This window comes from Agrilactobacillus fermenti (genome assembly GCF_021030645.1).
Lineage (GTDB): Bacteria > Bacillota > Bacilli > Lactobacillales > Lactobacillaceae > Agrilactobacillus > Agrilactobacillus fermenti.
Window position 1 is genome coordinate 1 of record NZ_JACGCJ010000006.1, and the last position, 24,568, is coordinate 24,568.

The 24,568-nt window shown below is 42.8% G+C and carries 23 protein-coding genes and 1 pseudogene; 4 read left to right on the top strand and 20 right to left on the bottom strand.

What is annotated here, in order from left to right:
* The 13 genes and pseudogenes from FHQ08_RS02870 to FHQ08_RS02930 all read right to left on the bottom strand — a co-directional run.
* Positions 1-197 (bottom strand): annotated as a pseudogene (locus FHQ08_RS02870) (group II intron reverse transcriptase/maturase); the annotation flags it as partial.
* 759 nt (positions 198-956) lie between these two features.
* Positions 957-1,817: a shikimate dehydrogenase gene (aroE, locus tag FHQ08_RS02875; protein WP_230912886.1), complete on the bottom strand. Its 861-nt coding sequence runs from the start codon at positions 1,815-1,817 to the stop codon at positions 957-959.
* Complete coding sequence (locus FHQ08_RS02880) at positions 1,817-3,004, bottom strand: MDR family MFS transporter (protein WP_230912887.1); 1,188 nt, start codon at positions 3,002-3,004, stop codon at positions 1,817-1,819. Before FHQ08_RS02880 ends, aroE begins: the two co-directional genes overlap by 1 nt.
* Positions 3,005-3,198: 194 nt before the next feature.
* On the bottom strand, positions 3,199-4,197 hold the full coding sequence (locus FHQ08_RS02885) for a hypothetical protein (protein ID WP_230912888.1): 999 nt from the start codon (positions 4,195-4,197) through the stop codon (positions 3,199-3,201).
* An 11-nt stretch (positions 4,198-4,208) separates the two neighbouring features.
* A complete protein-coding gene (locus FHQ08_RS02890; protein ID WP_230912889.1) occupies positions 4,209-5,246 on the bottom strand; it encodes an ABC transporter substrate-binding protein in 1,038 nt (345 codons plus the stop codon).
* Positions 5,247-5,278: 32 nt separating this feature from the next.
* Positions 5,279-6,058, bottom strand: a complete 780-nt coding sequence (locus FHQ08_RS02895; RefSeq protein WP_230912890.1) for an ABC transporter ATP-binding protein — start codon at positions 6,056-6,058, stop codon at positions 5,279-5,281.
* A complete protein-coding gene (locus tag FHQ08_RS02900; protein WP_230912891.1) occupies positions 6,055-7,071 on the bottom strand; it encodes a FecCD family ABC transporter permease in 1,017 nt (338 codons plus the stop codon). The genes FHQ08_RS02895 and FHQ08_RS02900 overlap by 4 nt, the downstream gene beginning before the upstream one ends.
* 34 nt (positions 7,072-7,105) lie before the next feature.
* Entirely contained in the window at positions 7,106-8,290 is a 1,185-nt protein-coding gene (locus tag FHQ08_RS02905; protein ID WP_230912892.1) for a nitrate/nitrite transporter, read from the bottom strand.
* A gap of 4 nt (positions 8,291-8,294) precedes the next feature.
* Entirely contained in the window at positions 8,295-9,296 is a 1,002-nt protein-coding gene (moaA, locus tag FHQ08_RS02910; RefSeq protein WP_230912893.1) for a GTP 3',8-cyclase MoaA, read from the bottom strand.
* Between the two features lie 104 nt (positions 9,297-9,400).
* Positions 9,401-9,652, bottom strand: a complete 252-nt coding sequence (locus FHQ08_RS02915; RefSeq protein ID WP_230912894.1) for a MoaD/ThiS family protein — start codon at positions 9,650-9,652, stop codon at positions 9,401-9,403.
* Entirely contained in the window at positions 9,639-10,058 is a 420-nt protein-coding gene (locus FHQ08_RS02920; RefSeq protein ID WP_230912895.1) for a molybdenum cofactor biosynthesis protein MoaE, read from the bottom strand. The genes FHQ08_RS02915 and FHQ08_RS02920 overlap by 14 nt, the downstream gene beginning before the upstream one ends.
* Positions 10,059-10,332: 274 nt before the next feature.
* Positions 10,333-10,602, bottom strand: a complete 270-nt coding sequence (locus FHQ08_RS02925) for a hypothetical protein (protein WP_230912896.1) — start codon at positions 10,600-10,602, stop codon at positions 10,333-10,335.
* A gap of 104 nt (positions 10,603-10,706) precedes the next feature.
* The gene (locus FHQ08_RS02930; protein WP_230912897.1) at positions 10,707-11,141 is read right to left on the bottom strand and encodes a MarR family winged helix-turn-helix transcriptional regulator; all 435 of its coding nucleotides are present in this window, start codon (positions 11,139-11,141) and stop codon (positions 10,707-10,709) included.
* Between the two features lie 153 nt (positions 11,142-11,294).
* On the opposite strand from FHQ08_RS02930, the gene FHQ08_RS02935 reads away from it, so the two are divergent.
* Together FHQ08_RS02935 and FHQ08_RS02940 are read left to right on the top strand one after the other, a co-directional pair.
* Positions 11,295-12,731 (top strand): DHA2 family efflux MFS transporter permease subunit, encoded by a 1,437-nt coding sequence (locus FHQ08_RS02935; protein ID WP_230912898.1) that lies wholly within the window; start codon positions 11,295-11,297, stop codon positions 12,729-12,731.
* Positions 12,732-12,921: 190 nt separating this feature from the next.
* Entirely contained in the window at positions 12,922-13,842 is a 921-nt protein-coding gene (locus FHQ08_RS02940) for a DMT family transporter (protein ID WP_230912899.1), read from the top strand.
* Between the two features lie 32 nt (positions 13,843-13,874).
* Here the strand turns inward: FHQ08_RS02940 and FHQ08_RS02945 are convergent, their stop codons facing one another.
* The 7 genes from FHQ08_RS02945 to FHQ08_RS02975 all read right to left on the bottom strand — a co-directional run bounded on the left by FHQ08_RS02945 (position 13,875) and on the right by FHQ08_RS02975 (position 22,905).
* Positions 13,875-15,245, bottom strand: a complete 1,371-nt coding sequence (locus FHQ08_RS02945) for an ABC transporter permease subunit (RefSeq protein WP_230912900.1) — start codon at positions 15,243-15,245, stop codon at positions 13,875-13,877.
* Complete coding sequence (locus FHQ08_RS02950; protein ID WP_230912901.1) at positions 15,226-15,363, bottom strand: hypothetical protein; 138 nt, start codon at positions 15,361-15,363, stop codon at positions 15,226-15,228. Before FHQ08_RS02950 ends, FHQ08_RS02945 begins: the two co-directional genes overlap by 20 nt.
* A complete protein-coding gene (locus tag FHQ08_RS02955; protein ID WP_230912902.1) occupies positions 15,360-16,238 on the bottom strand; it encodes an ATP-binding cassette domain-containing protein in 879 nt (292 codons plus the stop codon). The genes FHQ08_RS02950 and FHQ08_RS02955 overlap by 4 nt, the downstream gene beginning before the upstream one ends.
* Before the next feature lie 171 nt (positions 16,239-16,409).
* Complete coding sequence (narI, locus tag FHQ08_RS02960; protein WP_230912903.1) at positions 16,410-17,099, bottom strand: respiratory nitrate reductase subunit gamma; 690 nt, start codon at positions 17,097-17,099, stop codon at positions 16,410-16,412.
* Entirely contained in the window at positions 17,099-17,695 is a 597-nt protein-coding gene (narJ, locus tag FHQ08_RS02965; RefSeq protein ID WP_230912904.1) for a nitrate reductase molybdenum cofactor assembly chaperone, read from the bottom strand. The genes narI and narJ overlap by 1 nt, the downstream gene beginning before the upstream one ends.
* The gene (gene narH / locus FHQ08_RS02970) at positions 17,688-19,244 is read right to left on the bottom strand and encodes a nitrate reductase subunit beta (RefSeq protein ID WP_230912905.1); all 1,557 of its coding nucleotides are present in this window, start codon (positions 19,242-19,244) and stop codon (positions 17,688-17,690) included. The genes narJ and narH overlap by 8 nt, the downstream gene beginning before the upstream one ends.
* Entirely contained in the window at positions 19,234-22,905 is a 3,672-nt protein-coding gene (locus tag FHQ08_RS02975; RefSeq protein ID WP_230912906.1) for a nitrate reductase subunit alpha, read from the bottom strand. The genes narH and FHQ08_RS02975 overlap by 11 nt, the downstream gene beginning before the upstream one ends.
* Positions 22,906-23,038: 133 nt before the next feature.
* On the opposite strand from FHQ08_RS02975, the gene FHQ08_RS02980 reads away from it, so the two are divergent.
* Positions 23,039-24,100 carry a HesA/MoeB/ThiF family protein gene (locus FHQ08_RS02980; protein ID WP_230912907.1) on the top strand — a complete coding sequence of 354 codons (1,062 nt, stop codon included), beginning with the start codon at positions 23,039-23,041 and terminating at the stop codon, positions 24,098-24,100.
* Positions 24,097-24,567 carry a MogA/MoaB family molybdenum cofactor biosynthesis protein gene (locus tag FHQ08_RS02985; protein ID WP_230912908.1) on the top strand — a complete coding sequence of 157 codons (471 nt, stop codon included), beginning with the start codon at positions 24,097-24,099 and terminating at the stop codon, positions 24,565-24,567. Before FHQ08_RS02980 ends, FHQ08_RS02985 begins: the two co-directional genes overlap by 4 nt.
* Position 24,568 lies beyond the last annotated feature (1 nt).

Consider the following 24,568-nt stretch of genomic DNA (forward strand, 5'->3'; position numbering starts at 1 on the left):
GCACCCTTGTTGCTTCTGACTTTAAGGTAAGCTTGATTCAAATTATCTCGGGACAAAACTAAATCTTGAAATGAAACGCCATTCCACATCTTATCTTCACCGGAAATCACACTACGCGCCCCGGGTTGCTCTTGACCTTCCAGGTCTACCATCCGCCGGTGACCAGAACATGGTTCTGTTTTCTGCGATTGTTGCATGATTTCTACCTCCAATTTTGACGAGAATTGTTAAAGTTCGGCCCTTCGTTGTCCAAAGGACAACTATTATGGCCTCGGCTGACTTCTGTATCATTCAGCTAGACATCACTGCCTAGTTTGTACCTGTGAAACTTTCCGTTTCTCTTGTCGGGAACGTATGATACAGACCTCCCCGGGTAAGAACGCTAACTTTCGTGCCATGTAACCATTGGCTTTACTGCGTACAGTTTCGAGTAGTATGGGACTTCAGTTTGTTTAGCAACCTTATCCACTGCAAACAGCCTTATAGCCACTTCTTGTTCATTGGTTCAGCACTTTGCTTTAGACTTCCTTCAGATTCCACCTCACGGTGGACACCCTTGTCCTCAACTAATAGTTCCGACTACTACGGTCTATAGTGGACTTTCACCACCAAGTTAGCGCCCATGCCGGGCGCACTACCAAAAAGATCCTGCTAATTTTTACAACTAGCAGGATCTTGTATGAGAATAATTTCATATTCTAAATACATAAAAACCGCATAGTTGAATTTTTAACTTCATCTATGCGGTACCGTGAGTCAATTAAATGAACAACTCCAATTTAGCCGGCATAGATATGTCCCGAAGGCCATATCTATCTTGATAAGACCTTACTGGGTAAACCCGCTAAATTGATAGTATCGATTCAAAATATTGATTGCTTGTTTCATTTAAGATCGACTCCTTAATTTATTGTATCTAAATATACACGGCTAAATTTGAAAAGTCAAATCTTTTATTAATCATTATTTAATTTATTCTTAACCAATTCAATTGGCATCGCTTGGCTGGTCCAAATCTCAAAGGCAGCGGCGCCTTGCTGAATCAACATTGGTAACCCATTAAAACTCTGCTGCACCCCAGCTTGTCGCGCTTGTTGTAAAAATTTAGATTCTGCAGGCGCATAAATCATCTCGAAGGCAATCATTTGCGCTGTAAAATAACTTTTATCTGGGACCGGACTTTCGCCTAAATGGGCGCCCATCCCTAAGCCAGTTGCATTGACAACGATATCTGCGGTAGCCATCGCTGCTTTTAGTCGGCTTAAGTCGGCTAAAGCCAATAGTTCAACCGCCACACCTGAGACCTGCTGCAAAGTTGTAACCAATTGTTGCCCTCGACTGTTCGGTCCAGTATGTCGATTCACAATCGTAATTTGCCTTACCCCATTCAAGGCAGCTTCAACGGCAGCTGCTTTAGCCGCACCACCAGCACCAAATATTAGGAGTTGTTTTCCTTCGAGCCCACTCGTCTGCGGCAACGCCTGCAGCAGGCCTAAGCCATCGGTATTATAGCCTCTTAAAAAACCATGATCATTTTTGATCGTATTCACGGCACCAATTAATTGGGCATTCTCAGCAACCCAGTCCAACTGTGGCAGCACGCGTTCTTTTAAGGGCATTGACAAATTGACTCCGCCAAGATCAAGTGTCCGAATAGCGCTAAGCGCAGCGGTTACAGCCTCAGGCGCCACGTCAAATGCCATATATCGAGCATCGATGCCATGATATTTAAAAGCTAAGTTATGCATCATTGGTGATAAACTATGCTGAGCCGGATGTGCAAATAAGCCATATAACTTGGTTTTACCTGTAATCATTACTTTTCTCCTGCTTGGTTATCCTGGTCGCGTGAGCGTATTTGACTAAATATGTTAAACCCAATCAAGAAAATCAGCAAGCCTAAAATTGAACTCACGAACAGGGCGTGATAAGACGTACGTTCAATGATCTGTGCCCCGATCAACGGCCCAACCGCACGGCCAAAAGAAGCGCCGGCGTTGACGATGCCTTGATATTTACCACGTTGATCTTCTAACACGGCACTGTCCACATAGGTGGAAACCCCTGGAAAAGCTAAGATTTCACCTAACGTTAAAATACCCATGGCTAATAAGAACTGCCAATAATCATGGGCAAAAATTAGAACAACAAAGGACAAACCGAATAACAAAAATCCAGCGTTTAATCGGGTGCGAATGTGCTGAAATAACCAATTATCAAAAATAGTCAATACCGGTTGGAAGACCACGATCACGATGGCATTAAAAGTCCAAACAAAGGTATAATCCTGTACCGTCATCCCATGATGAACCATGAAAGTAGAAATATTACTCTGCCACTGCTCATAAGCAATCCAAGAAACGATAAACACGGCTAGTAACGACAAAATTCGATTTCGTGTCGCCGCATTTAACCGGGTCACGTTTTGCTTGTTCTTTCGCCGTTTCTTATCGGTTGCCACATTAAAGCGGAAGAAAGCCACGAACCAAAAAATAACAAATAATAAACTGGCAAAAGCAAAAATATATTCAATCCCAAATGGGAGAATCACCCCAACGACTAAAGTCCCAATGACCAAACCTAGGTTACTCATAAAATAAAGCACATTAAATACAAAACTAGTGCGCCGACTGGTTACTAAAGTTGCAAAGGCATTAATGCTAGTCCCCACGATCCCATTTCCAAAACTAAGAATGATCAATAAAATAGCATAACTCGGCCACCCGTGGAAAAATGTTAAGGCAATCGCCGAAACAACGTTAATGGATATCCCCAATAAAATCGTACGATAAGGCTGCCAGCGATCGAATAACGTACCGCCAACATAATTACCAAAAATCATGACTACGGAGTTAATGAATAAAACAATCCCGGCCGCTGTCAGTGTCTCATGTAAATATTCATGCATGTAAATCGTGGTCAAAGGCCAAATAAAACTGATCCCCGTGTTGGTGATCAATGAACCAACCAATAACCAGCGTAATCCCAATCCTTGTTTTTGCACACTTCCAGCTCCCTTCATTCATTTTTTGCGCAAAAGCAAAGAGCAATTGCGTGGCTGGCACCAACGTAAATTGCCCTTTGTCTAAGTTATGATTCAATTATAGGCTATTAAGGCAAACTTTTGAACTGTTATGCCCATTGCTTTCTGAAATTCTTGTTAGTGCTCCAAAGCTGACCCGCTTCACTCACGCTCTTTTACTTAATACCAAAGTCTAGAATAGCGGCAATGATTTTTTCATTGATTGGTAAAAAGATGCGATCAAACAAGGCTGCCACGTCAGGACTCACATTTGCTTTAGGCTCTTCGGCCATCTTTTGTGAATAGTTTAAGGCGGATTGCCGCATCTGGTGCAAAAGCTGCTCTTCGCGATGCTTTAAAAACTTGGCGAGTTTCTCATGTTTCGGGGTATATTTTTGAATGTAATAATAGAGTGTCTGATAAAAAGTATTGTCCAGCACCCAGTAATAAGTTGTTCGATACCGGGCATCGTTAAAGACTTGGGCGAAAGGCTGCGCCCGTACGAGTTCAGACTTCACAAAGTCAGCGGCCGAACGCACGATATTCATCACTTCATGAGAATCACTCATATAATTGGAAAATTGACCAATTTCAGTTTTCGGCAAATCAAAACCCACTTTTTCTTGTCGTTGGTCATCGCTAAGTTCTTGCAGTCCTTGCATGAAATCGGTTTCGATCTGGTCACTATCGGCAATCAGCTTAGCTAATGTAGCCGTCATAGTCGCTTGGTTTTTTGCTAAATATTTGGCAACCACTGCCCACACTTGCTCAAATGTAGCTGCAAAGTCACTTTTCAATTCTAAAGGTGAGCTGACAAGTGTTTGTTCAGGATTTTCATCTTTTGTATGGGGAATATACTTCACCGCCAATGGCCACTGCAATTGATCGGTGTCTTGTAGATGATCGAAATCTAGGTTGGCATTCGTGTCGAATTGTTTCACAGCTTCAATATCGATCACACCCAGCGGTGCCACAACAACTTCTGACATTGTCGCCATCAATGACAGCGCAAAAAAGCTGTCTGCTTGTTCTTGTTTAAAAAAGGCCTGCAAGGTTTCAAATAATTTTTGCCGGGTATTCTGATCATTTCCCGGTGCTGCATATAAACCTGACGTTGAGATCATGACTTCATCATAATCAATTGCTAAAAACTTCTTGGCATTTACTTTTAACATGTACTGGCTCCTTAAGATTTTGGTTGTTTCCCTGCTAAAATCTGTTCAGCTTGGGTTTTAGATAACTGATAATGGTAATATTTTTGATAAAATTTTTGTGTTTCCTGCCGCATATTTAAGGTTTTAAAATCTTGGGGATGTAATAATTTACCAGCCCAGAGTACTTGCAAGGCGGCCTCAGCGGAGTAACGATCCCAAGGAAAAGTACCTTGCGGATTGCCGTAAACTTTCTTATTTCTAACAGCCTTTAAATTTGCAAAACGAGGGTCTTTTTGAAAAACAGCTAAAGCCTGCTTACTTGTAGTTTGGCCCACAATGATCACATCAGGATCACTTTTGGCGATTTCTTCAGGCGTGGTCGTGATCATGTTGCCTGACTTACGAATTGCATTAGTCCCACCAGCAATCTTGAGCCATTCATCGATCATCGAATGCGTACCATCAACTTTAAGTAGATTATTGGCAGCGACTACGTGAAGCACTTTAATTTTTTTACTGCCTTTGACCCGATCTTTGACGTAATGAATGTTATGGTTCAAATCTTTCAGATAGGTTTTGGCAATTTTAGGCGCTTGCCCACCTAAGATCTGACCCGTAACCGTGACGGATTGCTTCAAACCCGCAAAGTCTTGAAACATGATATTGGCTACCGGTAACTTAGCCGCTTTCGCCTTTTGCACCGTACCGGGGTCAGCTGCCAAAACAATATCTGGTTTTTGTTTTAACAATTCTTCCACTTGTAAATCAGTGCCATTATAAGGCGCCGTAACTTTGTTGATTTTAGGGTAAACCGTTTGATACCAGGGCATCTTTTGAATCATTGGTGTCGTTGCAACCAATTTTTTTGGGCCGCCTAACAATAAAACCACTTGATTGTTAGCATGCCATAAGTCAGCTACCCGTGTCACTTTGGTGGGCACAGCCACCTTGGCCCCAGTTAGGTCAGTTACTTGATGGGTAGCTGCTTGAACTGACTGTTTGCCAGATGCTCCTAAAACCAATCCCATCAGCAATGTAACGAACACAAAGAATTTTGTCTGCTGCTTCATTTTTTCCTCCATAAACAGTTCTCATCTAAATTTCACGCGGACATCGTACAGACAAGGCGTTGACAACTTGGCAGATAATCAACCTGCAGCGCTGTCTCGTAGATCTGCTGCAGCTTATCAGTGGTGATCATTTCGATCATTTGGCCACTGGTCAATCGCCCGCTGCCATCGATCAAAGCAACTTGATCATCTAGAAGAATCGCCTGATTTGGATCATGGGTCGTGAGAATGATCCCCAAACCTTGTTTAGCCAGCCGCTGCAATAATTGAATGATCTGGCGTTGATTTTTATAATCTAAAGCTGCGGTGGGCTCGTCTAAAAGTAAAATTTTAGGCTGCTGCATCAATGCTTTAGCAATTGTTACCAGCTGCAATTGACCGCCACTGAGCTGTTGACAATTCAAATCACACAACGCTTGACACCCAAGCTCTGTCAGTAACGCCAAGGCACGCTGACGATCAGCTGGTCGTGGTTGGCTGAATAAACCCATATTTGCGGCACAACCAAGCAATAAATAATCCAACACATTGTATGGCAATGTTTGGACACTGCCCATCTGTGGCACTAACGCAAGATAAGTCGCCCGCTGCTTTGGCGATAAATTGGTCACAGCTTGACCATCAACCAATACCTGCCCACTTTTAGGGGTTAATAGTCCTAATAGTAGCCGTAATAAAGTTGATTTGCCAATCCCATTACGCCCTAATATAGCCAAAATCTGACTCGACTGGATTTGAAGATCAACTGCCTGTAATCCCGTTTTATTTCCCGGGAAATTATAAAATAATTGTTGTGTCTTTAGGGTCGTCATGTTAAATGCCCCCTCTGCTTTGCTAAAATACCGATAAAAAATGGAGTGCCGATCAAGCCGGTTAAGATACCAATCGGAATCTCGCCCGCACTAATTGTTCGTGCTAATGTATCTACCAATAATAAAAACATTGCCCCTAGAATAGCCATTAATGGTAAAGCACGTTGATTATTTTGCTTTGTCAATAGCTTGGCAATATGTGGCATGATCAGACCAATCCAACCAATGGTCCCACTAATCGCCACTGCTGCGGCTGTCAATAGGGTTGCACATAAGATAACCAACAACCGTTCCCACTTAACATTAATCCCTGTTGTTTGGGCTTCCATATCACTTAAAGATAATACATTAAGCCTAAAACGCAGCGCTAAAAGCAAGCCCCCAGCAACTACAAAAATTGGCAGCATCATCGCTAACGTGTGGTAATTCAACTTTTCTAAACTACCTAATTGCCAATAAACAATGTCCTGTAATTGGCTCTCTGGATCAGCTATGTACTTCAGTAAACCCAAAATTGCAGTCATAAAACCACCCACGACAACACCAGCCAATACCAAAGTTAAATTGCTATGGCTGTGGATAAATCTTGGTACACTCACTGTAATCAGGACCGTCAATAATCCCGTCACAAAGGCACAGATCATGACTAGCCAAGTATTTTGATGCCAGATGATGGCACTAGCTGCGCCCACCGCTGCCCCAGTTGTGACACCTAATAAATCAGGTGAAACGAGTGGGTTTTGAAAAATGCTTTGGTAGGCACCGCCGCTCAAGCTCAAACTTGCGCCAATCAAGCAAGCGCCAAGAATACGTGGTAATCGTAATTGCCAAACAATCGTATTATTAGCAGGATTAATGGGCTGGGCTACATGTACCAAACTTTGCCAAACTGCCGTCAGTGGTAAAAAATAGCGGCCCACACAAAGTGCCGCCGCTATCATGATGACCAGTAAAGCCAAGGCGACAACAACTAGTATTCGATAGAATCTTTGTTGTGACCGATAATTCGTCATCGGGTGCCGCCTCCAATCTCATCAATATCTAATTCTAATTAAAATCCGAATTACCTGATTTAATAAAGGCCTTATATAAAACGCCCCAACAAATCAAAACGACAGTTACCAACAAGAAAAAGCCAATTTGATAACTCCCCGTCTGCTGCTTGATAACGCCCATAACTAATGGTGGAAAATAGCCGCCTAAACCGCCGATTGCGCCTACAAAGCCCGTTACAGTACCAGTATTACCTTTGGAAACAAACGGTACCATCTTAAAGACGATGCCGTTACCTAAACCAGCCAAAACAGCCACAACGATAATTCCGGTCATGAATAAGCCCAAACTATCTAAGGCAAAGGCCATCAATAAACCGGTTAGTGCCATTAAAGTAAAAAGAACTTGTAACAACTTCATCGGATTGACCTTATCTGCGATCGACCCACCGATTGGCCGTACTAACGTGGCTACCGCAGCAAAAACTGCTGCCCATAAACCAGCATTGATCTGATTCACTTGAAATTGGTCTGACAGTAAAGCTGGCAATAGATTACTCAAAGAAACAAATAAGCCGAAGGTCAAGAAATAAAATAATGACAAATACCAAGTATTGGCTTCTTTGGCGACGACAAAGGCTTGCCCTAAAGTCTTATCTTTATTCGTCGGCATTTCTTTACAAAAGATGAAGAATAATACAATCATAATGACCAACAAAACCATTAAGAAATAATAAACGGTTGATAAATTATAGCTTTGCGAAATTTTTGGTAATGTCAAAGCTGCGACGGCGTTACCAATATTACCCACACTAGCGATACCTAAAACTAGGCCTTGCTTTTCTGGTGGATACCAAACAGAAACATAAGAAATGGCCACTGCAAAAGAAGTCCCGCTCATACCCAAGAGAAAGGCTAAGAAGATCAATAGGCCAAAAGAACCACTGTTTAAAGCCATCGGGATCAAAAACAACGGGATCAATACAAAAATCATCAAAGCAATGTAAATCTTTTTGCCGCCAAAACGATCACTTAAGTAGCCCATGGGAATTCGCATAATTGATCCCAATAAAACGGGTGTCGCGATCATAAAGGTCTTTTGTGACACACTCAATGATAACATCTTAGTAATTTGGTTGGCTAACGGCGCTAATGATGACCAAGCCATAAATGAAACTAGCATGGCTAATGTTCCCATCACTAACGCCATTATAGCGGCTGTTTTGTTGCTTTTCTCCATACAATTATCCTCCAATTTGACTCATATGACGCCAAGTAGGCTTGTTATCTATAATTCGATCCGTTTGAGCTAACGCCATCTCATGATTCTCCGGCTTATTATTTAATGCCTTTTGGATCAAGGCATCGAAAGCCTGTTCATCATAGATCACGTCACGGATATTGATTTCTTCATCCCAATACAAGCAAGCTTTGATATAACCATCTGCAGTGATGCGCAAGCGATTACAGCTTTCACAAAAACGGCAACTAATTGGATGGATCAACCCAAAACTGCCAAGGGCACCCTTGATCTGATAATTTTCTGAAGGGCCATTACCTTGCAACGACTCGATCGGTGCGTAGTCATAGCCGGCCGTTTTACAAACTTCAAAAACCCGACTTAAACTCAGATATTCACTCTGCCAAGTCTTGCGGTCATTTCCGATCGGCATAAATTCAATAAATCGCACATTCACTTTATGATCCAATGTGTAATCTAAAAAATCTTTGACCTCATCATCATTTTGGCCCTTGATCACCACAACGTTCAACTTAATTGCCGTAAAGTCCAGTTCAGAAGCAACTCGGATGCCTTCTAAAACTTGTTTGATGTTACCACCGCGGGTAATGGTCTTATAGCGATCCTTATGGAAGGTATCTAAGCTGATATTTAAGCGATCTAAGCCGGCTTCTTTGAGTGCTTGTGCTTTTCTTGGCAAATAAAGGCCATTAGTCGTCATCGCAACATCATCAATACCATCAATAGCTTTGATACGGCGGATAATATCCACAATATCTGTTCTTGTCAAAGGCTCCCCACCCGTTAACCGTACGCTATGAACGCCATGACGCGCAAAATTTTTGACAACCTGAACGATCTCATCTTGGGATAAGACTCGGTCACTAGGAAAGAATGGTAACCCTTCTTTGGGCATACAATACACGCACCGAAGCGGGCAGCGGTCAGTGACAGAAATACGGATGTAGTCGTGGACACGGCCAAATTTATCTTTTAACAATTCCATGGAAAAACTTCCTTTCCCAAGTTGGGACAATCTATGTAAATTAATCATGATTTGAAGTGGCTTTACTTTAATGAATCCTTTTTATAGGCGTATATAATCTCGCTTTAGCCGCCACTGACAGGCGGTATCAATGCAAATTCATGTCTTGCGGTCAGGTCGATAGTCTGTGCATCGTTGATGAAAACTTGATCGACCGCCAAACGCGTATTGGGCAGATAACTCGCAATTTTGGGATAGGCTTGAGCAATCAGCTGTTTGATTTGCGCTGCCGTCAAGGTTTTTTCAGTTACGGCGACTGAAATCTCATCTGCTGCAAGCATCTCTTGCAAATAAGCAAATAATTTAATTTGCAGCATCTTCCAAACCTCCCCAACGCGTCTTATCGGCGTCAAATTCTTCTTTCCAAATGGGCACGGTTTGCTTTAATTCATCAATCAAAGCCTCACATTGCTGAAAAGCTGCTTTCCGATGGGGTGCGGCGACACCGATAAAGACAGCTGCTTCAGTTAGTTCCAAATGGCCTATGCGATGGACCATGACCACGCGACTACCAGTAGCTTCAACCTTTGCGGCCATTTGAGCCATTTGCTTCACGGCCATCTCTTGATAAGCCGTATAAGTGATGGACTTGGTTTGAATGGCATCCGTCCATTCGCGGACAATACCCACGAATGTGACAATACCACCAAACTTAGGATCGACTAATTTATGATAAAGCTCAGTCACGTCAATGGGTGTGTCAGTTATAGCGACATAGGCCATCTCCAAGCCTCCTTAATTATAATAGCGAATCTATTCACAATTCTTTAACCATCCTTATTATCCAAAAACCAAATGAGAATTACTATCAGTTATTTCCCTAATATTTATAGCATGCTAAAAAGTATTTAACGGCTGAACACTAAGAGGGATGCCGTTAAACACTTTATTTTCTATTTTAATTATTTGTGATTAAGTGAGGTATTTCCCTTTTGAAACACCCTGAATAAAAACGCCTATCAATCGAAAAATAGCGATATTAAAGAATAGGCCAACATCATTGACTGGGGAACTCTCGCTCGGAAATACTCAGAAAATAAGGCTGGATCGGTGAGTTCAATAAATACATGATCAACCCAACCAACATGACGCGCTTGTCCTTAAAAAGTACTAATTGACTGCGAATACTATGGGCACTGGACTGCTGCAAGTCTTTCGGCAATGCTAAAACCCGAAAAAACCCAAGAAACCAGCAAGCCCGTTTTTGTAACGGGGCAATATAATTAGCAAAAGTCAGGGTAACCGATATCGCTGTACCGGAACCCAAAGCTGTTAAAACCCGAGAAAAAGCTAAGACATCATAAGTAAGAGCCAGTGTCGTCAGTAGATTGCCCGCAACAAAGCATCAACGACTTATCCGGATGAATTTATTCACTTGCGCATTTTGGCATTAAAGAACTGAATAATGGTATTCAAACTGTTTAGGGTTGTTTGATAATCTTGATCTAGAATTTCGTGCAGTATTTGATCATCCTCAGCATAAATTTTTTTGATCTGCGGTAAAAGCTCTCGGGTTTTGGGTGTTAATATGATCCGTTTGAATCGATTATCTTTGGGCGCAGCCACTCTAACGATCAGTTCTCTTTTTTCCATCAGTTTCAGTAAAGCCGTTGCCGATGATTTTTGAATATTAAATTCCTGTTCCACATCGAGTTGAAAAATATCCCGTTGATTTTCTTCCCGAGAAATAAAATCGATGATACTCATCTGAACACCGGTTAAACCCAGTTTTTTAGCTTGATGTTCTGTGAATCGTTGCATTGAATTACTGGCACGTTTGATAGCGATACCAATTGTTCTAGGCATAACTACGACCTCATTTCAAAATTTAAGTTCTATGTTGTACTAATTTTATTTTTTGTAAATTAATTAATATAATACCAAACCTTACCCTTACATAAAAATGAATTATATGCTAGCATGACTAATAGTTCTATTTAGAACTATATAGGAGGCTTTATGCAAAAAATCAGTAACAAAAAATTATATCTCGCTATTCTTGCCACTGGACTCATGTCTTTTTGTGGTATCGTTGTCGAAACAGCTATGAACATCACATTTCCAACATTGATGAAAGAATTCGGTGTGGGCACCACTGCTGTTCAATGGACGACAACGGCTTATCTTCTCGTTGTTTCAATTTTTGTGCCGATCTCATCATTCCTTAAACGGCGCTTTAGCAACCGGACACTCTTCATCTTCGCCAATTTATGCTTTATCGTTGGTTTATTAATTGATGCTTTCGCAATGAACATTATTATGTTAATTGCTGGCCGTATCGTTCAGGGGATGGCGGCTGGTATCGCCTTACCATTAATGTTTAATATCATCATTGAGTATGCCCCTCTACAGAAAATCGGTTTCTTAATGGGCATCGGCACACTTGTCACAGCCATCGCTCCTGCTTTAGGCCCAACTTATGGTGGCCTGATCGTCAGCACATTGACTTGGCATTACATTTTTATCTTCCTATTACCTGTTATGCTGATTTCACTGATAGCTGGGCTTTATGCGATCCAAGCTGATGCTTTCAACAAGGAAACTAAGTTAGACATCATCAGCTGGCTGCTGATCGCCATCTTCTTTTTCGGTGTGATCAATGCTGCCACTAAGCTAAACAGTTTACAAACACAGCTCCCTGTTTTCTTAATTTATCTAGTGGCTGGCATTCTTGCCATAACTGCTTTTGTGATACGTAGTCGGCGCGTCACTCAACCAATCATCAATTTATCGATCACCCAGTTTAAACGGTTCGATCTCCACTTATTGAGTTACTTCTTGATGCAATTAACTAACTTAGGGATTTCATTTATTTTACCGAACTATCTACAAATCGTGAACCATCGAACGGCGTTGATTGCGGGTTTACTCATGTTACCTGGCGCCGCATTAGGTGCTGTTTTTGCACCGATTGGCGGCCGTATTATGGATCGTTTTGGAGCACGTAAACCTATTTTGACCGGTATTTTATCCCAGCTAGTGGCTTTATTTTTACTAATGCTTTTCGCACGTCACATTCAGCCAATGGCGCTTTCGATAATCTATATTCTTTTCATGTTAGGTATGGGTTTACAAGCAGGAAACATCATGACCAATGGCTTAAAACAAGTGCCCAAACAATTAAGCGCCGATGGCAACGCACTTTTCAATACGGCCATGCAATTTGCCGGTGCGCTAGGTACGTCGATTATTTCAGCAATTGTTGCCTTTTCCCAACAAGGCCACGCTGGTTCTTTTGCGAGCCGCACCGCTCTTGGCGCTCAAAACGCTTTGATTCTTTTGGTTATTTTGGCAGCCATCAATACGGTTTCACTGATTATCGCCCTGCGAACAACTAAGTCTAAAACCACTAAAGCAACGCAAAATGTTATGCAAGAATCAACGGAGCGCTCATAAGTTGGTTTCTATCTGGTTTTGACTATGTACATGATAAAAATAAAGTGCCCCATAATTGTTAGGCAAATACACTAACGATTTTGGGGTATTTTTATGCATCATGTTGCTAAACACCATTGTCTTATAGACTACAATCCGCTATCGTGGAATAATTAATTTTATCGAATATCAAAGAGATAGGGGCAATGTCATGAATCAACTAAAATCAAACAAAATCATTGGGATGCTTTATGCTATCAGCGGTGCCGTACTTTGGGGTGTTTCGGGAACGATTGCTCAATATCTGTTTGCCACGTATCATCCGTCACCTGTTTGGTTGGTGGGTATTCGGCTCCTTTTTGGCGGTTTGGTCCTGTTACTTTGGTCTTTGATTACTGAAGGGCGCGAAACATTTGCTATTTTTCGGCATAAAAAAGACACCCTTGCCCTGATCCTCTTCGGTCTACTGGGCATGATGCCTTCACAACTCTGTTATTTTAGTGCGGTCAATGCCAGCAATGCGCCCACAGCTACCGTACTGCAAAACCTAGGTCCGCTTTTCATTATTATCTTTGTCGCCCTTGCCAATCACAGTCTGCCCCGACAAATCGACACGATCTCTATCATTATCGCCCTCTTTGGTACCTTTATGTTAGCCACCAATGGGCAATTTACCCATCTTGCGCTCACGCCTAAGGGTATGTTCTGGGGCATACTTGCTGGTGTCGCAACTGCGGTCTATACTTTGATGCCACGCCGTCTTTTGCGTACTTACGATGCTAAGTTTGTCATCGGTTGGGCTATGTTGATCGGCAGCTTACCTTTCACTTATAATACTTTCACCAATAAAAGTGTGCCTTTGACACCAGCGTTATTGGGTTGGATCAGCATCGTCGTCGTGGTTGGTACAGCGTTAACTTACCTATTATATCTAAAAAGTTTACAATATTTGGCGCCGACAACGACTGGCATGCTGGGTGCTTTCGAACCTTTGACGGCTACTGTTCTAGCGGTGACTATTTTAGGTACGCCCTTAACCTTACCCAAGGCTGTCGGTGGTATCTTAATTTTATTGACTACTTTCTTACAGGCTCTGGGTACGCGGCGCAGTCGTATGCAATCGAAAAACTAATGTCTATTCCAAAAGACGTTCAGCGTCTGGATCTAGTTGAAAGCGTTGTTTTTTAACCCAAATAATCCCAGCGCTGCTAAACTACCGATACTCAAATACAGCAGCGTTGGCAAAAATAAATGCGCCTGATCAAACGGCAGCAATGGTGCTCCGTTAAGATATAGGTAGAAAAATACGACTAAGATCACTTGAAATGGCCTTTGACTCTTGGTTAAGCACCTGATTAATTGCGCTACCAGTGGCAACTGCAAAGCCCAAATCAATAATGCCAAATAGACCATAACAGTAGTTTGTTGAACGACCGGTAAAATTAAACCCAGCGCTAAAAGCCAACCGCTAATACTGGCCCACCATTTTTGCCGTCGCTGCCCGTCAGGAACGGTTTGCAACCATTGGGCAACCCCGGTTTGAACCGCTGTGGCACCTAAATTTGCAAATAGTGGGGTCGCAAGAAGGAAAAGTAAGGGTAAGGCTAGGTGCCCCATTTGGTGAGTTGTCGTTGTCCAGCTCCATAGCCAGGTTATCAATAGCAGCCATAGCCAATAGCGCGAAACATCACCAGTTAGTAAGCGAAAGGCAAGATATAGCCGAGACTGTTTGAAGCTAGTGACCCATGGTTTTGTGACCTTAATCGGGTCACGTCGCTTTGCTGGCTTAAATACCAGCGGTCGATGTTCTAAAAATAACGTCGCTAGTAAAACCAGTAAACAGCTTAAACTGAGCAGTACGCTTATATTCACCCAGTCTGTGGTAGTTAACCGGATCATTGGAAAAACGAGTGATTGCTGACCGGTATAGTGTGTGCCAGTGCTACCGATCACCCGCAGCACATGCAGTGACCCACCACCACTGGCGGTCAACGCCTGTTTGATGTTTTCAATCAAATAATGACTACCAGAAAGATTAAAAATATTTACCAATCGGCTAGGTGTCGTCTGATAATCCGTACCAGCTGCATACAAAAAAATTAAAGAAGCACTTAACAATACAGTCCCCAAACGGCCACGTAACCCGGGCAGCACCTCAATCACCAAAGTTAGCGCCGCCACAAAACATAACCCGGGTAATAATATTAAAAATACCATCAGAAATTGCCCTAAATTCACCGTTCGATACTTCATCAGCGTCGCGATTAATGTGAAAGCTACGGTTATACCCCAGAAAATCAGCATGAAACAACAATTACTCAAGAATTTCCCAAATATGTAGCGCCGACGCGTGAATGAGCTCGTCAGAAATAAAGCCATTGTTCCATTCTCTCGATCTAGCTGAATGCTATTGCTTAAAAAGATGGCACCGAGCACAGGTAAAATAAAGCCGATAATAAAACCAACACTAATGGCCGTCCAAGTCGCATTATCGGCCTGAGTATAACGGCTGGGCTCAATAATCAATGGCCGCATTACCCCCCGCCTGTTTTGGTAACATCAATGTCACTGAAAACATTAAACAAAGACATAATGCTAGAAAAGAACGGCGCCGCACTTTTTCTCGAAAAGTAGCCCGAAAACTTGTAATCATAGTGGTACCACACCCTTTAACATGCCAAGATAAGCTTCTTCTAAGGTCGGCAAAACTTGCTGGGCCTCTTTTTGCCGCGGCTTTTGCGTAATTTCACGGATTTGAATACCTTCAGGTTTTTGTACCAATGTACTTGTATCTTGGGTTAAATATTGAGACATCGCTGGAAGTTCCGATGTAACTGGATAAGCCCAGACAAATCCCTGTGCTTTTTGAATCAAGGTATTGGGCGCCCCTTGGTAAAGAAAGCGGTCTTTATGTAAAATTAAAATTTGACTGGCGATGGCTTCGACATCCAATACGATGTGGGTCGAAAGCAGCACCAAGTGATCACGAGCAAGCTCGGCCAACAAATTTCTTAATGTGACGCGCTCTTCAGGATCCAGCCCCGTGGTTGGTTCATCAGCGATCACCACGGCTGGCTCATTCAATAAAGCCGCCGCAATACCAACCCTCTGGCGCATACCACCAGAAAAATCTTGCAAGCGTTTCTGTCCCACTTGACTCAAATGAACTCGTTGTAATAATTGCGCAATTTGCTTTTGTGCTACTTGTTTGGTCATGCCTTTCATACTGGCAAGATAGGTCAGATATTCCTGAGCGGTTAAATTGGGGAAATACGGAACTTTCTGTGGCAAATAACCTAGTACGGCCTGCATCGTTTTAGGGTGCGTGATGATATTTGTACCATTCAAGTAGACGGCGCCATGAGTGGGTTTTTGTAAAGTGGTCAATATTTTTAATAATGTTGTTTTGCCCGCGCCATTTGGTCCTAAAAGGCCAATCGCCCTGCCTGAATGAAGCTCCGCTTGTAAGTCTGCAAAAATCTTTGTGCCATCGTAGTGCTTACTTAGCTGCTTTATTATTAGATCCATAAAACCCCCACCTTCCAAATAATGGCTAATTCTAAATTACCGCTATCTCGAGCAAGTGCCTATCAGACTTAAGTATTAAAATGCACACCTATTTTGGCCTTAGAAAAAGAGAGTGAAAACAAAATTAACACTTTGCTTTCACTCTCTATCTGTTTACAAACACTTCTATATTTAAACTTGTGGTTTTCGGCGATAAACCAAATAGCGCCGGTAAATATACTGCCACGGCAATGCTAAAGCATGAACCAGTCGTGTGTAAGGGAAGAACCCAAAAATCGCTAAACCACAAACAACATGGATCTTATATAACATTGGTGTTGACACCATCAATAAATAATTTGGCCGGAAATAGAACAATTGCCGCGCCCAAACGGATAACGTTTCTCGATAGTTAAAAGCTGGATGACTAGGCCCAGCGATAAATGAAGCAGCTAGACCTAAGATAATTGTCACCAACAAAGCCACATTGACGATCAAATCACTGGTAGAGCTTGCAAGATGCACCCGGGCATCACTAAAGCGCCGATAAGTCAGGATCAGCATGCCAATCAATGCTAAGCCGCCACCAACACCGCCACCGCCTAAAGCAAATAGGTGATAGATATGATCCGGGATGCCTAATGCATCTGTCCATAATTTCGGTACTAAGATACCAACCACATGACCAAAAAATACTAGGATGATGCCAATATGAAAGAGAATACTGCCGACCATTAATTTCTTTTTCTCTAGTAATTCACTGGACTTAGCGGTTACTGAAGCGGGATAAAAGGCAAACCGAATGATGGTGCCAAAGAAAAATGAAAGTAACATCAAATACGGATAGACGGTCCAAAAGAACCAATCCACTGGATGTGCCATCATTTCACCTCCTGTTGTGCGTTGATCTGGTGCTGCGCCACACATTTACCAAGTTCTTGACGAATCACACGGATCAGCTTGAAGTAAGGTTTGTCCGCATAGATCATTCCATTTTGCAATAATTGATAGGTACCGTCTTCAACTACTGAAAACAGTAATTGTAGATCTTTTAAACGTTCGGCCACTTCATTTTCCCAGTCACCGTAGGCTAAGAATTCTAACATCAATGGTAAATAATCCGTCAATTCTTGATCCACGGCGGAAACACCAAACATCTCGTAAAGCATCTTTAGTTTGGCTAAGACACCGCCGCGTTCCCGAGAATCTTCAAAGCGATAAAATGTTAAGTAGAGGGTAAAACGCTTATTCATGTCAAAAAGACTGGCATATTCTTGTTGCAGCTGGGTTAACGGTTGTTGTTGAAACGCCGAGATGATGTCACGTACTTGGGCTTTCTCAGCCGAATTGGCATCATACTCACGTTCAAAATTAGCCATAAAATCTGAACCTTGAATTTCAGCTTGTGGATAGTCGATCAAATGGGACAGCGTATAGAAATCACCCCGGCTTTGATCCAATTGGGCTAGATTAATCACGCCAAATCCCCCCATAAAAGCTCTCAGCATAGATCTCTTCTGAGGATTTACCTGCTTTAGACTGTTCAAACATACCGGCATGCATATTGGCTAAAGAACAACCTTTACATTCTTCATAACCTAAACCGCCCTGTTCCGCGCTAGCATTTTCCACTTGTTCTTTATGAGCTTTAGGAATGACAAACCGATCTTCGTATTTCGCAATGGCTAATAAGCGGTAAAGTGCTGTCGCTGAATCTTCAGTCAAGCCAACCCGATCGAGTTTATCAGTATCAAACGCTTTACCAGAAGTCCGAGCCCGCATATACAGCCGCATCATAGCGAGCTTATATAGTGCGTTCTTGATCACTTCAGTATTGCCGCCAGACAAAATACTTGCTAAATAATCTACTGGGATCCGCATTTCATCAATACCAGGGAAAATCATTTCTGGATTATGAATCGAGTCTTTACCTTCAAAGTAATTCATGATTGGTGACAGCGGTGGTACGTACCAAACCATTGGCATTGTGCGATATTCTGGATGCAATGGAAAGGCGATCCGCTCTTCAACGGCCATCTTATAGATCGGACTATTTTGGGCGGCTTCAATCATATCATCAGCGATACCAGCTGCTTGAGCAGCAGCAATGATTTCTGGATCATTAGGATCTAAGAACAAATCTAATTGACGTTCGTAAAGTTTCTTTTCATCTGGTTCTTCAGCTGCTTCTTGAACACGGTCCGCATCATATAAAATTGCGCCGATATAACGGATCCGACCCACACAAGTTTCCGCACAAACCGTTGGTAAGCCTTCTTCAATTCTTGGATAGCAGAAAGTACATTTTTCAGCTTTATTCGTTTTCCAGTTGAAATAGACTTTTTTATAAGGGCAACCAGTCATGCAAAAACGCCAGCCGCGGCACTTTTCTTGATCAACCAAAACGATACCGTCTTCATCACGTTTATACATGGCACCACTCGGACAAGAAGACACACAAGGGGCATTTAAGCAGTGTTCACATAAACGCGGTAAATACATCATAAAGGCATTTTCAAAATTAGTCTTGATCTCAGTCTGGATCTTCTTCACATTCGGATCTTCTTGCGTGTGTTGGGAACCAGCTAGATCATCATCCCAGTTGGGGCCCCATTGAAGGTCCATCGTTTGGCCAGTGATCTGTGATTTTGCCCGTGCTACCGGTTGATGTTTCTTTTCTGGGTTAAATAGCGTTTGGTAATCATAGGTCCAAGGTTCATAGTAATCATCTAACTCAGGCATATCAGGATTGTAAAAGATCTTACCTAGCGCAATCTTATTCAATTTGTTCCCGGCCACTAATTCTAACTTACCTTTTTTGTTGAGCTGCCAGCCGCCCTTATAGTGGTCTTCATCTTCCCAACCGCGAGGATAACCCACACCAGGTTTGGTTTCCACGTTGTTGAACCACATATATTCTGCCCCCGGGCGATTGGTCCAGGTGTTTTTACACGTGACCGAACAGGTATGGCAGCCAATACACTTATCCAGGTTCAAAACCATTCCGATTTGTGCTTTAATCTTCATTCCAGTTCACCTTCTTTAATTTCCGGACATTAACATATAAGTCTCTTTGATTGCCGATGGGACCATAATAGTTAAAGCCGTAGCTTAGTTGCGCATAGCCGCCGACCATTTGGGTAGGCTTAATATGGATCTGTGTTGGTGCATTATGACTCCCGCCACGATTACCCGTAATATTAGAGAGTGGTTCTTGAATATCCATATCTTGCGCATGATACATATACATGGAACCTTTTGGCATGCGGTGACTGACAACCGCTCGGGCTGTCACGACCCCATTACGGTTATAAAGCTCGACCCAATCGTTGTCTTTGATACCTAATTCAAGCGCATCTTCATTAGCTAACCAAACATTAGGTCCACCACGGAATAACGTCAGCATCTCTAAATTATCTTGATAAGTCGTATGGATATTCCACTTACCGTGCGGTGTCATATAACGCAGTGTAATTTCTTTGGCATCAGCAATCTCGGTATCTTTAGGTCCCATGACTTGTGGTGGCAAAGTTGGCTTATAAGTAGTCAATTGTTCACCATATTCTTGGAAAATCTCGTGATCAATATAAAACTGCTGCCGACCGGTCAACGTACGGAATGGCACGAGATATTCAATGTTGACCGTAAATGGTGAGTAACGTTCACCGTCATGCTTGGAGCTGGAGAAGATCGGCGTTGGAATAGCCTCCCGTGGTTGCACGGTAATACTCTTGAAGGTCATTTTATCCTCAGCGCGACCGGCCGCAATATGGTTCAAGTCTAGGCCCGTATGTTCTGATTCCACTGCCCAAGCTTTTTGCGCCACTGCGCCATTAGAAGCACTGGATAAAATCAAAATAGCGTCAGCGACTTTTTTGGCTTGGTCGATCTTAGGACAGCCCTGATTCACACCGGGTGTTAAGTAAGTATGATTGCGCGTCTTTAATTCTTCATACTGCTCAGCAACAGAATAGCTGATACCATCTGCCCCAACTTTACCGCCAGCATTTGGACCTAAAGCCACGTACTTATCATAAACTTGGGTATAGTCTCTTGGAATCAATTGCAAGATCGGCATAGTCTTACCTGGGACAGGTTCGATCTCACCTTTCTTCCAATCTTTGATCTGTCCTAGTGGCTGGGCTAATTCAGCTGGCGAATCATGGCCTAGCGGTTGCGTCTTCAAATCATATTGTGTTTCTGGTAATTCTGTTTTAGCTAATTCAGTGAACTTCTTAGCCAAATTCTTGAAAATATCCCAATCGCTCTTCGACTCCCATAGTGGTGTAATCGCCGCATTGAAAGGATGAATGAAAGGATGCATATCGGTACTAGAGAGATCTTCTTTTTCATACCAAGTAGCAGCTGGTAGGACGATATCTGAATACATTGGTGTGGAAACCATCCGGAAGTCCAAGTCGACGACTAGATCTAACTTACCTTCCACAGGATCTTCATGCCACACCATATCTTCAGGCTTAAATTGATCATTAGTCTTAGCTAACAGACCATTTTCCGCACCCAGCAAATGTTTCATAAAGTATTCTTGCCCTTTGCCAGAGGAGGTAAAGAGGTTGGAGCGCCAGACAAATAACCCTTTCGGGGCATTTTGGGGGGCATCCGGATCTTCAATGGCAAATTTCAGCGCGCCAGCTTTTAATTCTGAAACAACTTTAGCTTTGATCTCATCCAAATTATTGGTTTGATAATCCTGTGCAAAACTTAAAGAGTTGCGGTCAAATTGTGGGTAACTTGGCAGCCAACCCAAGCGGGCCGCCAATTGATTATAATCAGCGGGATGATCATAAGCGTGCTGAATTTTTTTGACCGGCGACTTCAAAGCCTTATTATCTAACTCATCATATTTCCATTGGTCACTAGCAAAGTAGAAGAAAGAAGTCCCATTTTGTTGACGTGCACCACCAGCTTGCCAATCATTGGCAAAAGCCACAGTTGCCCAGCCTTCTTGAGGCCGTAATTTTTCTTGACCAACGTAATGGGCCCAGCCACCGCCAGAAACCCCTTCACAGCCAGTTAATAAGACCAAGTTGAAAATAGCTCGGTAAGTCATATCACTATTGAACCAGTGATTGATGCCGGCACCCATGATCACCATGGATTTACCGCCACTATCAATGGCATTTTGGGCGAATTCTTCAGCAATTTGCACACAAATACTTTGTTTGACACCAGTCACCTTTTCTTGCCAAGCAGGGGTATAAGGACTGGCAGCATCCGTAGCGCCTTTAGCAGCCAAGTCATCTTCAGCCATTTGCGGCAACCCATATTGGGAAAGCATCAAATCATAAACTGTTGTGACTAAGTGACGACTGCCGTCAGCAAAAGTCACCCAGCGCGCTTTTAGATGCCGCGGTAGCACATCATTGCCTTGGGCGGAGAAGTAAGGAAAATCAGCGACTACGGTTTGGTCCGCATCGATGCCTAACTTAGGATCGATCTCGTGGCCCTCTTTGTCCTTCAAAACCAGATTCCAATCGGTATGATCTTCCCAGCGTTGGCCGATGGTCCCATTAGGTACAACGATCTCACCAGAATGACTGTCAACGACACAAGTTTTCCAATCCGCATTGGCAATCGTTTCATCAGAAATATCGCTGACCCGTAAGAACCGGCCAGAAGTGTAGTGATCACGATTGGCATCACTTTGATCCAGCAAGACTAAGAATGGCAGATCAGTGTACTGCTTCGCATAATGTACAAACTCTGGCACTTGTTTTTGTTGATAAAATTCATTCAAGATCGTATAAGTCATGCCTTGGGCTAAAGCAGCATCAGAGCCAGGGTGTGGTGCCAACCAGTTATCAGCGAACTTAACATTTTCAGCGTAATCTGGACTTACGGCAACCACCTTAGTCCCCTTATAGCGCGCTTCGGTCATAAAATGGGCATCTGGTGTCCGCGTCAAAGGTACATTTGAGCCCCACATAATAATGTATTGACTGTTATACCAGTCACTGGATTCAGGAACATCCGTTTGTTCACCCCAAACTTGTGGGGATGCAGGGGGCAGATCGGCGTACCAATCATAGAAACTCAGCATTTCGCCGCCTAGTAGCGAAAGAAAACGCGCACCAGACGCATAACTGATCATGGACATGGCTGGAATTGGGGTAAAGCCAGCTAATCGATCTGGCCCGTATTTTTTGATCGTATAGACTAACATTGCTGAGATCAGCTCTAAAGCTTCATCCCAGTGCACTCGAACTAAGCCCCCATGACCCCGGGCCGATTTATAAGTTTTTGTTTTATTAGGATCTTCGACAATACTACGCCAAGCTTGAACCAAATTATCTTGGTGCTCAGCTTTAGCTTGAACCCATAGTTGCCACAATTTGCCTCTAATATAAGGATATTTGATCCTTACCGGACTATATTCATACCATGAAAAACTGGCACCACGTGGACACCCGCGAGGTTCAAATTCTGGAAAATCTGGGCCACAAGATGGATAATCAGTGGCTTGGTGTTCCCAGGTAATAATGCCCTCTTTTACATAAACATTCCAACTGCAAGAGCCAGTACAGTTTACCCCGTGTGTCGTCCGAATCACTTTATCGTGACTCCAACGCCGCCGGTATAATTTTTCCCAGCGTCTAGAGTTCTCTTCTAATTGGGTGAAATTCCCATTGAACTTCTCCACACGCTTGAAAAAGCGGGACTGTTTCATGACCTCAACTCCTTTTCCTTCAGTAAGGTAACCAAAATGCTTGTTAGTCATTTCCCTAATACTAAGATAGCACCGACAATGCTATACTTCGATTAGGGAAAAACCTAATTCAGTTACTAGTGAGGTGAGTCACATGTCCGTCGTGAATGGTTTCACTGTTAATCGTTATGATCGCCAAGAACGTGTCCGCCAAATCGGTCCCGCTGGCCAACATCAGCTTAACCAAGCGCATGTCTTAATTGTTGGTGCTGGTGCGCTGGGCAGTTACTGTGCAGAGCTCTTAACTCGCGCCGGCGTTGGTCGCTTAGATATTTTCGATCCTGATACAGTCAGCCTAACGAATTTACAGCGCCAAACCATCTTTACGGAGCAAGATGCTCAGCAAGATACATTCAAAGTTGACGCGCTCCAAAAAAATTTGATCAAGATCAATCATCATGTGATCGTTCACGGACATCCTTATGAATTATCGGAAAGCCGCCTACGAACGCTAGATAAATTCGACTTAGCCATTGATTGTACCGATAACTTTGCGGCCCGAGAGCTGTTGAATCAATTGGCTTTAAAATACAAATTCAATTACATCTTTGGTTCTTGTGCTGGGGTCAGTGGTCAAGTGATGGCGATCGACCCCCAAACTGGACCTTGCTTAGCTTGTTTATTCCCAAACCTGCAAGCTCTAAAACAAACTGACTGTGATTTGCTAGGTGTCAATACAGCATTGATTCCGATTGTCAGCGGCTTACAGGTATCCTTGGCGATAAAGCTACTCATAGCGCCTGATCAAATGGCTTTTAACCAGCTAATCACCATTAATAATTGGACGTTAAAACAAGACACTTTTACGATTCTTAAAAATCCTCAGTGCCCTGTTTGCCAACGACCCGTTACTGAAGTGGCGGCTGATTTTAAAAATGAACTTCACGTTTTATGCGGCACTAATGTTTACGCTATTTACTTGCCTGAAACCATTAGCGTATCGGTGCTAAAACAGTATTTAACCGCACAAAAAATCCCACAACAGGCTAATCCTTTAGGCGTTCAATTTAAATGGCAGGCCTTGGCAATGACTTTTTTTAAAAATCATAAATTAATGATCTACGATGCCCCCACCAAAACCGTTGCCCAAACGGCCTATCAACAATTAACACAGGTCTTAGACCAACCTCAACTCAAACTGGAGACTCAATCATGATCAAAGCTAGTATTTTAACGATAAGTGATACCCGCAACCTCACTAGTGATCAAACCGGCCAGACCATTGCCAATTACTTAACCAAAAACGAAACCGCTGTAATTCAGCAACGACTGGTTGTTAAAGATGATATTTTAGAAATTCAACACGCTTTTACAGCTTTGGCATTGGCCGACAACGACCTGCTAATCACTAACGGCGGCACCGGCATTGCTCAACGAGATGTCACCTTTACCGCGCTAAAACCATTGTTACAAGATACGATTCCTGGTTTCGGTGAATTATTCCGACAATTGAGCTACGCCGATGTCGGCACGCATGCTATTGCCTCACGAGCTGAAGCGGGTTTTACGGTACGCAACCAATTGTGCTTTATCTTGCCTGGTTCAACTAAAGCAAATAGCTTAGCACTAGAACAAATTATTTTACCTGAACTGACACATTTATTACGTGAACGTCACAAATAAA